The 9,386-nt window shown below is 40.5% G+C and carries 7 protein-coding genes and 1 pseudogene; 3 read left to right on the top strand and 5 right to left on the bottom strand.

Going from position 1 to position 9,386, the window contains the following annotated elements:
* Positions 1-63: 63 nt before the first annotated feature.
* The 5 genes from M917_RS07290 to serS form a co-directional block, all read right to left on the bottom strand.
* Complete coding sequence (locus M917_RS07290; protein ID WP_040642286.1) at positions 64-606, bottom strand: hypothetical protein; 543 nt, start codon at positions 604-606, stop codon at positions 64-66.
* Positions 607-935: 329 nt separating this feature from the next.
* Positions 936-2,285 carry a hypothetical protein gene (locus tag M917_RS07285; RefSeq protein ID WP_021814161.1) on the bottom strand — a complete coding sequence of 450 codons (1,350 nt, stop codon included), beginning with the start codon at positions 2,283-2,285 and terminating at the stop codon, positions 936-938.
* A gap of 215 nt (positions 2,286-2,500) precedes the next feature.
* Complete coding sequence (tkt, locus tag M917_RS07280) at positions 2,501-4,498, bottom strand: transketolase (protein WP_021814160.1); 1,998 nt, start codon at positions 4,496-4,498, stop codon at positions 2,501-2,503.
* A gap of 93 nt (positions 4,499-4,591) precedes the next feature.
* Positions 4,592-4,972, bottom strand: a complete 381-nt coding sequence (locus M917_RS07275; protein WP_152513964.1) for a hypothetical protein — start codon at positions 4,970-4,972, stop codon at positions 4,592-4,594.
* 13 nt (positions 4,973-4,985) lie between these two features.
* Entirely contained in the window at positions 4,986-6,272 is a 1,287-nt protein-coding gene (serS, locus tag M917_RS07270) for a serine--tRNA ligase (RefSeq protein ID WP_021814159.1), read from the bottom strand.
* A gap of 309 nt (positions 6,273-6,581) precedes the next feature.
* Between serS and M917_RS07265 the strand changes: the two genes are divergently transcribed.
* The 3 genes and pseudogenes from M917_RS07265 (at position 6,582) to M917_RS07255 (ending at position 9,339) form a co-directional block, all read left to right on the top strand.
* Complete coding sequence (locus M917_RS07265) at positions 6,582-7,241, top strand: YcxB family protein (RefSeq protein WP_021814158.1); 660 nt, start codon at positions 6,582-6,584, stop codon at positions 7,239-7,241.
* A gap of 388 nt (positions 7,242-7,629) precedes the next feature.
* Positions 7,630-8,526: pseudogene (locus M917_RS14400) on the top strand (delta-class carbonic anhydrase).
* Between the two features lie 330 nt (positions 8,527-8,856).
* Positions 8,857-9,339, top strand: coding sequence for a Dps family protein (locus M917_RS07255; RefSeq protein WP_021814155.1), 483 nt, complete (start codon positions 8,857-8,859; stop codon positions 9,337-9,339).
* Positions 9,340-9,386 lie beyond the last annotated feature (47 nt).

Below are 9,386 nucleotides of genomic sequence, written 5' to 3'. Positions count from 1 at the left end.
CTATATAGAATGTACTAGGCGTACTAATAGAACTCGTTAATTTTAATATTTTTTGAATTCAATTTACTTGATGGATAACATAGTACGACGTTTTAAGGGCTTAGCATAAGTGGAAGAGCATGATTTAATGTGTTTATAGAAATCATCATAAACCTGATCAAATGCCTCTTCATTCTTTTCAAGTATATTTAAAATACTATCGCTAGGATTCGTTTCATATTCGCGCTGTGCAATTAATAAGTTCGCTCCCGCTCTTAAAAATAATACATATTCTTCTTCAAGCTCTGGAAAGTACAAAGCTATTAATATTTCTATTTTTCCACCTTCTCTATAGAACTTATCAACATCTAAAGTTTTCTCATAATTTTTCAAAAAACGTTTGGCTTCGACTTCCTTAATAATTGCTGCAAAATCAACTAGTCTAAAAACTAGTTCCTCAAACTTTATTCTTAGAAAGGCTTTATATTCTTTTTTTCGCTCAGAGTTTTGAGTGATGAGAATGCCGCATAAACCAAAGGTTCCGATTATACAAGCTGCTACTAGACCTTCACTTAATCCAATCCGCTCTAGCCATGTAATACTATTTACCAGTTCGATACTATCCATCTAATTTTTCCAGTCCTGTAGTCATATAATCTATTTTTATGTGAGAGCTGCACAAGAAGTAAAACTTAACTTTGTGAGTAATCAGTCTATTCTAATTTACCACCAAATCATCACGTTGCGGCACAGAATTTAGTACTGATTGCATCAGTTACTTTACCAATAACCACACTGATTAAAGTGGAACAAAAGAACAGCTCTAAAACCAAAATCCAACCATAAAAAAAGAGCTGCCAAATTACTTTAGCAGCTCCTTTATAAACTATAATAAATTCTTTATAGTCACAATAATCTTAGATATTTAGTTAGTCATAATAATCTTAGATATTTAGTTAGTCATAATAAGATTCTTTAACCATATCTGCGGTATATCTAGCATTCACTCTACTCAATAGACTAGTCGCAGTAGGAGCTCTATTATTAGGTAATCCAAAATTCAAAAATGTTGGCATATTAAATTTCAGCGGAACGCTTCCTTCATAGTTATAAATAATCTCTTGGTCAATTTTTCCATCTTGACTAACATCTACTAGAGTTTTAGTTAAATATCCAGCGACGTTATATTCAGCTTTTTCGATCACATCCTGAATATTATTGAAGCTATCATATTCAAACGTAGCACCAGTGGCTAAATTAGCTTTATTATAAGTTACTTTAATATCAATAACATCTATGCCACCAGAATTGTTATTGGTTGTCTCTCTAATAATATTTTTTTGATTATCATAAGCATAGTTGACCGTTCGAACACTTCCATAATCAAGTGAGCTATCAATCAGCTTTGTAACGTTACCTTGGTTATCATAGTTGTATTCAAAAGTCTCATACAATTTTTTGACTTCGGTGTTAGTAACATTATTACCTTCTAGATAATATAAAGCAGACTTGGCTACGTAATTAGTAGCATTGAGAGTTATATACCTGATTCTATCTATACTACCGTTGTTATATTCATCAGTCTCAATTTGTTCTAATTGATTTAAACTGTTATAAATGTATGTACTTGTCGAATTATAAAAATAACTTGTATCGCTTGTATCACTCTTCGTTATTTGCGCTATATCACCATTTAAGTTGTATTGATAAGATACTGTTCTTTCGAGCACACTATCTCCATCATCATTAGCTTGATACGCTATCAACTGATCTTTATCGTTATATACCCAAATCTCAACTCTATCAAGCTGTTTGTCTAAACCACGGGTGCTTTCTCGACGGATTAAGCGGCTTTTATTATCATAAGTAAATCCCTCTGATGAATTAGCTCGTTCAGGATTATAAGAAGATAAATATTCTGTTTCGATAAGCTGTTTTTTTGCATTAAAATAAGCAATTTCTGTCGCGTTTACATAACCAAAACCATTTCCTCGATAAGATTTAGTGCTGACACCAGCAATAGTGGCATCTAGAGGCTTCGCGTCTTTCGAATTTTCAACACCATCACCATCAGTATCTAGATCACAGTCATCAATGATTCCATCTTTATCTAAATCAGCTTGTCCAGAATTACTAGCGGTAACGTCTTTACATTTGTCACTAGGCGTATTAACAGGTGGGTTATCAGAGCCGTTATTACTCTGACTATCAGAATCAGAGCCTCCGCCACAAGCCGTTAACGAAGTGGCGAAAAGAGCAACAGCAATAGCAGAGCTTAATTTTTTGATGGGATGGATGCTTGGCATGCAAGAACTCGCTTAAGAAGATTATTTAGTGGTTTATGCTATGCACCAAACCACATTTACTTGTTACATATTATAAACTTAAAATAACTTTTTATAAAAAATAGGATTATAGGTTTTTATAAAAACTAGTCAACATATTTTTATAGATCAAACAATAAAAAAGAGCCACCAGATTACTCTAGCGGCTCTTTTGTAAAATTAAAACTAAGTCTTAACTAAACCAAACTATTTACCGCATCAACGACAGCGTCAGTCGTGATGCCGAACTCTTTATATAGCTCATCTGCTGGCGCTGACTCACCATAGGTAGTCATACCAATGACTTTGCCATCTAGACCAACGAACTTATACCAGTAGTCTACATGAGCGGCTTCTACTGCGACGCGAGCACGGATATTGGCAGGCAGTACGTCTTCACGATAGCTCGCCTCTTGCTCTACGAAAATCTCTGCACATGGCATAGACACCACACGTACGCCAATGCCATTGCTGCTTAGCTTCTCGTATGCTTCCATCGCTAGGCCAACTTCTGAACCAGTGGCGATAATGATAGCTTGTAGCTCCCCCTGCTCTTTCGCAAGTACATAACCACCTTTGGTAATGTTCGCGACTTGCTCGCTGTCACGCGCTTGATGTGGCAAGCTTTGACGGCTAAAGATTAGCGCTGATGGATTGTTTTCTGATTTGATCGCTTCAACCCACGCGCTGGCAGATTCGGTCGCATCACACGGACGCCATGTGCGTAGATTTGGCGTGGTACGTAGACTAGTCAATTGCTCAACTGGCTGATGCGTTGGGCCATCTTCACCCAGACCGATAGAGTCATGCGTATAAACATGAATGACGCGCTGCTTCATCAATGCACCCATACGGACAGCGTTACGCGCGTATTCCATAAACATGAGGAACGTCGCTACGTAAGGGATAAAGCCACCATGCAATGCGATACCGTTAGCAATAGCGGTCATACCGAACTCGCGCACACCATAATAGATATAGTTGCCGTCAGCGTCGGTCTCAATACCTTTCGCGCCTTTAAACAATGTGAGGTTCGAGCCAGCTAAATCTGCTGAGCCGCCCAATAATTCTGGCAATAATGGCTGCAAGCTATTAATCGCATTCTGACTGGCTTTACGACTGGCGACATCACCGCCCGCTTCTTGAGTTTGTTGAATATAGGCTTGCGCTTGGCTTTCAAAATCCTCTGGCAACTCGCCATTTAAACGACGTAATAGTTCAGAAGCCAGTTCTGGATAGGCCTTTTTATAAGCTTCAAAGTCCGCATCCCAGTTCTTTTGCTGTACGTCGCCTTTGGCTTTGGCATCCCACGCTTCATAGATTTCATCATCTAACTCAAACGGCGCATGCGTCCAAGACAGTGCATCACGAGTCAAGATAATTTCGTCATCACCGAGTGGCGCGCCATGGCTTGCCGCTAGGCCTTGTTTGTTCGGGCTACCAGCACCGATGGTAGTTTTACAAATGATTAAACTTGGCTTGGTAGTCTCTTTGATCGCTTGCTCAGTCGCTTGCGTGATGGCATCAGTATCATGACCATCGACTTTGATGACTTGCCAGCCATACGATTCAAAGCGCGCTTGCGTATCATCCGTAAACCAACCTTCGACATTACCATCGATAGAGATGCCATTGTCATCGTAGAAGAATACTAGCTTGCCAAGCGCTAACGTGCCAGCCAAGGAGCACACTTCATGACTGATGCCTTCCATCAAGCAACCATCGCCTAAGAACGCATACGTATGATGATCAACGATGTTATGACCCTCACGATTAAACTGCGCCGCTAACGTCTTCTCTGCAATCGCAAAACCGACGGCATTAGCAATACCCTGTCCTAATGGACCTGTCGTGGTTTCAACACCAGGTGTATAACCAAGCTCAGGATGCCCTGGGGTTTTTGAATGCAACTGACGGAAGCCCTTTAGATCATCGACGCTGACGTCATAGCCTGATAAATGTAGCAGAGAGTAGATAAGCATCGAGCCATGACCGTTTGACAGTACAAAGCGATCACGGTTGTGCCAGCTAGGATCAGCGGGATTGTGCTTCAAAAATTTGCGCCACAACACTTCGGCAATATCAGCCATACCCATTGGCGCACCCGGATGTCCAGAGTTGGCTTTTTGAACCGCGTCAAACGACAGTACACGGATGGCATTGGCTAGTTTACGTTCGTTAATTGGGGTGGGCATAGCGTGTCCTAAGATTAAAGGAAAGTTTATTTGATTTAAAAAGGTTATTGAACTGAATTTACTTAGATATCGAAATAGGTGGCTCATTATAAACTAAGTAGCAACAATTTTCCCTGTTACTCCTAGTCCACAACTTGATCGGGTCACATAATAAAAAATCAATTGATCGTTAACGACTTCAATATAATGTTTCTCAAATTCTTGATAGCAAACATACTGAAGCCATTTTTCCTCTAAATAATCTGCCATTTGCTGATAGCTTATGTTATTTGCAAATTTACAATACAACGTAAGCATACAATTTGCGTCATCATGACGTTCCTGATAAATAAAATCACAGCGATGATTACTTTCAATACAACAGAAAAATACATTGGCATCTATTTCAAAGCCTAACAAACTGTCGCCACTACTTTGACCGTAGATGAGATATTGCGAGTAATTCAATTCATCAACTATGTTCAAAATCTTCATGACGTTAATACCATCAAATTTCAATACGTTCAGCACCGCCCATAAATGGACGCAATACTTCTGGAATCGTGATGCTACCGTCCGCATTTTGATGGTTTTCCATGACTGCCAACAACGTACGACCGACTGCTAGACCTGAGCCATTTAGCGTGTGTGCCAAGCTAGTTTGTTTGCCGTCTTTGACACGCGTACCCATACGGCGCGCTTGAAAGTCACCACAGTTAGAGCAGCTAGAGATCTCGCGGTAGGTATCTTGGCTCGGCAACCAGACTTCGATGTCATAAGTTTTTTGTGCGGCAAACCCCATATCGCTCGTACATAGCTGCATGGTGCGGTATGGCAAGTTCAACTGTTGCAAGATATATTCAGCCTGTCCTGTCATCGCCTCTAATAGATCATCAGATTGCTCTGCGGTGCCAACATTGACCATCTCAACTTTTTCAAACTGATGCTGACGAATCAGACCACGCGTATCACGCCCGTGTGAACCCGCTTCACTACGGAAACATGGCGTATGCGCTGTGAATTTCAATGGCAATTCTTTTATATCCAGACGCTCACCGCGCACCAAGTTGGTCATCGGCACTTCAGCCGTTGGAATCAAATAAAAGTCTATGTCATCATTATTAGTATGGTTGCTCAGCTTAAACAAATCATCTTCAAACTTAGGGAGCTGTCCTGTACCTTTTAGGCTGTCGCTATTGACAATATAGGGCACATAGGTCTCAAGATAGCCATATTTCATGGTGTGCGTATTCAGCATAAATTGAATCAATGCACGATGCAGTTGCGCAAGCTGCCCTCTGAGCACGTTAAAGCGGCTACCAGTCAACTTAGTTGCTGCTTCAAAGTCCAGCATACCGAGCGTCTCACCGATATGCGTATGATCTTGAATCTCAAAATCAAACTCACGCGGCGTGCCCCACTTGCGTACTTCCACGTTATCGTCTTCTGACGTACCCACTGGCACATCTGCGGCTGGAATATTTGGGATTTGCAAGGCTGCTTGCGTAATACGCTCTTGCAAGGTACGCAGCTCGTCTTCGGCGGCTTTAATCTCACCACTGACACTCTGCATTTCAGCCAATAACTCACTGGCATCTTCGCCTGACTTTTTCAGTGCACCCACTTGCTTAGCCCCAGCGTTACGGCGCGATTGTAACTCTTCCGTTTTGACTTGTAGAGATTTACGCTCAGACTCAACGTTTTGCCAAAAGTCCATATCAAGCGCATAACCACGATTGGCCAGCTGCTGTTGTAGGTCGCTTAAATCGCCGCGTAAGAGTTTCGGATCAATCATAGTAGTTGCCTGTAACACTAAAGGTGAGTAAAAGGGTTCAAAAATATTATTAATATAATCACTGCCCAGCATATCGTTATCACTAGATTAGTAACAATTGGCTGTGCCGATATAATACCAAGACCCAGCAGATTTGACCATGTTTTGGCTATATTTCAGTGAACAGAGTGGCTTATATGTTTCATTTAGGAGTACTTTTCGGTAAGATAAGCGCATGCCTTTTTTCCACTTTCAGCCAAGTATGGCGTAGCTGCTTTCATTTGGCGATTTAAACCCAACGCTTTTAATACAAGTATTTGAGAAACCTTTATGGCCTTGTACCCGTACACTTTGCAACCTGTTGCCTTAAATATAACTGAGGCTGAATTTCAACAAGCACAGTATGAACTGTTTGCCAGCGCCAGTCCTTCTTTTGGTCTAAAAAGTATCAAAACGAAAGAATGGATCATCATGGCAGTTGTCGTGGTATTAGCCATTGCAGGGCTGATCTTTGTTACGGGCTATTCAACCATTATTTTTTGGCTGATGCTGGTATCAGTAGTGATTTATTTACTGGTTCGTACCCTTGGGTTTAAATGGTATGTCAAAAGAGAGTTTGAAAAACAAGTCGCTGATCAAGAAATGCCTGATGAGATGCGTCAAATGAAATTGGGCGTACAAAAGCATGGCTTAGTCATGGCTATGCCAGTCAATCAACCCGATACGTTCAATAGCAACCAAATGCGCGGTATGCAAATGCGTGCAGGCGCCACTCAGCAAGCAGTTATTCCTTGGCATGCTGTTAAGAGTTGGGATGAGACTGACGACTACCTCTTTATAATGTTTGAGATGAAAGGTCAACAAGGCAGCCAGATCGTACCTAAGCGTTTACAAGCACAAAAGTTCCCAATTGATACAGTACGTCAGCATTTACAAGAAGTGGTTCCAGCAAAAGGATTGAATCCTGAGAATTTGCAACCACCAGCTTAATTCGGTAGTGCCTTTTGGCAAGTGTAGCGGCTATAGCGATGTCATGTGTGATCACCAATTCACGTATGACATTGCTATCATCACAACATAACAGACAACCTTATATTTATTATTGGTATGCACTCATCAGGCTTCTAATCAATGACAAGCTATGATAACCACTCTCTAAACAACACACCTCACTGTTTTTAAGCACTATCTATCACCACAAGATCACCACCTCTTTATCAATCAAATAGTGCCAGTCTTTTTGACTCGCTTACCTTGTAAAACTGTTTTCTACATATTTTTTAGCGTTTATACGTCTTTGATCGCTGAGAAAGCCGTCTAAAATCACTCTATATTCTCAGAAAAAAATAACCATTTGATTTTCTTCTGCCATAATAAAATGCTTTTTGTACATCAAAACACAAGAGTATATGAAATTATGAGCACTCAGATATTGTATAAACTAGCGTTGTTATCGTTACCAGTTATGACACTACAGTCTTGCGTCGTAGGTTCAGATCCTGTTGAAAAAAAGACAGTTGCCCAACAACGTGCCACATTGGCCAAAAACACTAACAATATAGGCTTTGGCCCACAGTCGCCACGTGATATTGATCGTAGCGTCGGACAAAATCCACTCGTATTTAGCTTGGCACCAAACGCTAAGCAAATGAACTTGTGTAACATTCATCTGCATAAGAACGCTGAGCACAAAGGCGGAGAATTTACCACGTACGCAGGTGATGGTAATGGTCATGGATATGATACGGGGTATAAATACTCAGGGCAGCTCACAGTCGCAGAGTAAACTCCTCTAGCTGAAGCTGTATGCGCCAGTGAACACAGCGCCATTCAGTCGGGTGACACGCTTGAAGTGCACTATGTATACTCTACCTCTTTGGTACAACCAGGAGCTACCTTAGCGGCTTGCGTGGCCAATCCTGTTTTGAACCCACAGTTGCGAGTAGAAGGGCAAGTGATTGTGGCAGTGAATGACGAGCATGCGACAGATTTTATGGAGATGACAAAATATGCCGTGAGCAACAAGCGTACCCAAGCAATCAATATCCCAACTGATACTGGCACGCCCGTTGAATATGTGGGCTCAACAACAGGACCAAGCTACAACGAACAAGGTTCACCATACAAAGTGACGTGGAGCGTACGCCCGGAAATGAAAAAGGTGAATATCAAATCTTTAGGTAAATGGTGTGAACGCAATGTACTTGATGAAGATCATGCACACGGTGTACGCAATCTAATTACAAACCCCAATTTATTGTCACCTATTCAGTAAGTCAGGGCAGTTAAAAAGCCGACAGGATAAGAAAACCACTAGATAATCGGTTTGCTTTATCAGCTATCCAATACAAAGATAGAGTGAAATGTTATAAAAAATTGCATGATAAAAAAACAAATCATAGTTTTATAAAACATAACTTTATGTTTGTTTATATAAATTTAACTTATGAAGAACACTTTGCTATAATAGCAACCATTAGAGAAAAATATTAATGTTTGCGAACTGACATAAACCGTTCATAACGATGATAGTATAATAATGATACAGTTTACTAATAGTAGTTCGTAGACCATAAAAAACAATACCCATCAAAAGGATAATAAAATGAATAATGATAATGCTACCAACCAAATCGGCCTAGAAAAAGCAGATATGAGCGAAGTTATTGCCAAACTAAATAGTCTGTTATCAAGCTACCATATGTTCTATATCAACGTACGTGGTTACCACTGGAATGTGAAAGGCGAGCACTTCTTTTCACTACATCCAAAATTCGAAGAACTGTATACTGATCTACAAGTACAGATTGATGAAATTGCAGAACGTATTTTAACGCTAGGTGGTACGCCGCTTCATGCTTATAGCGACTTTGCCAAACACACCAGTATCTCCGAAGACAAAAACGTCAAAGATGGCAATACCTGCGTCAAAGGTGTCGTTACTGGCCTACAAGAATTGATCGAAGAACAGCGTCAAGTCTCAACGCTAGCAGCAGACGCTGAAGACCAAGGGTCAGCAGATTTGGTTGATGCCTATGTACAAGAGCAAGAAAAGCTGATTTGGATGTATAACGCTTTCTTGGGCTAATCATATTCTTTTCGTTAGTATGTTTTAAAACGTAAAACCATAAAAAA

The organism is Psychrobacter aquaticus CMS 56 (assembly GCF_000471625.1).
Classification (GTDB): domain Bacteria; phylum Pseudomonadota; class Gammaproteobacteria; order Pseudomonadales; family Moraxellaceae; genus Psychrobacter; species Psychrobacter aquaticus.
Note: the sequence above shows the minus strand (reverse complement) of the source record. Positions and strands in the feature narration are given on the sequence as shown.

Coding starts and splice junctions, on each gene's coding strand:
- M917_RS07290 (WP_040642286.1), bottom strand. CDS start 606: ATGGATAGTATCGAACTGGTAAATAGTATTACATGGCTAGAGCGGATT.
- M917_RS07285 (WP_021814161.1), bottom strand. CDS start 2,285: ATGCCAAGCATCCATCCCATCAAAAAATTAAGCTCTGCTATTGCTGTT.
- tkt (WP_021814160.1), bottom strand. CDS start 4,498: ATGCCCACCCCAATTAACGAACGTAAACTAGCCAATGCCATCCGTGTA.
- M917_RS07275 (WP_152513964.1), bottom strand. CDS start 4,972: ATGAAGATTTTGAACATAGTTGATGAATTGAATTACTCGCAATATCTC.
- serS (WP_021814159.1), bottom strand. CDS start 6,272: ATGATTGATCCGAAACTCTTACGCGGCGATTTAAGCGACCTACAACAG.
- M917_RS07265 (WP_021814158.1), top strand. CDS start 6,582: ATGGCCTTGTACCCGTACACTTTGCAACCTGTTGCCTTAAATATAACT.
- M917_RS07255 (WP_021814155.1), top strand. CDS start 8,857: ATGAATAATGATAATGCTACCAACCAAATCGGCCTAGAAAAAGCAGAT.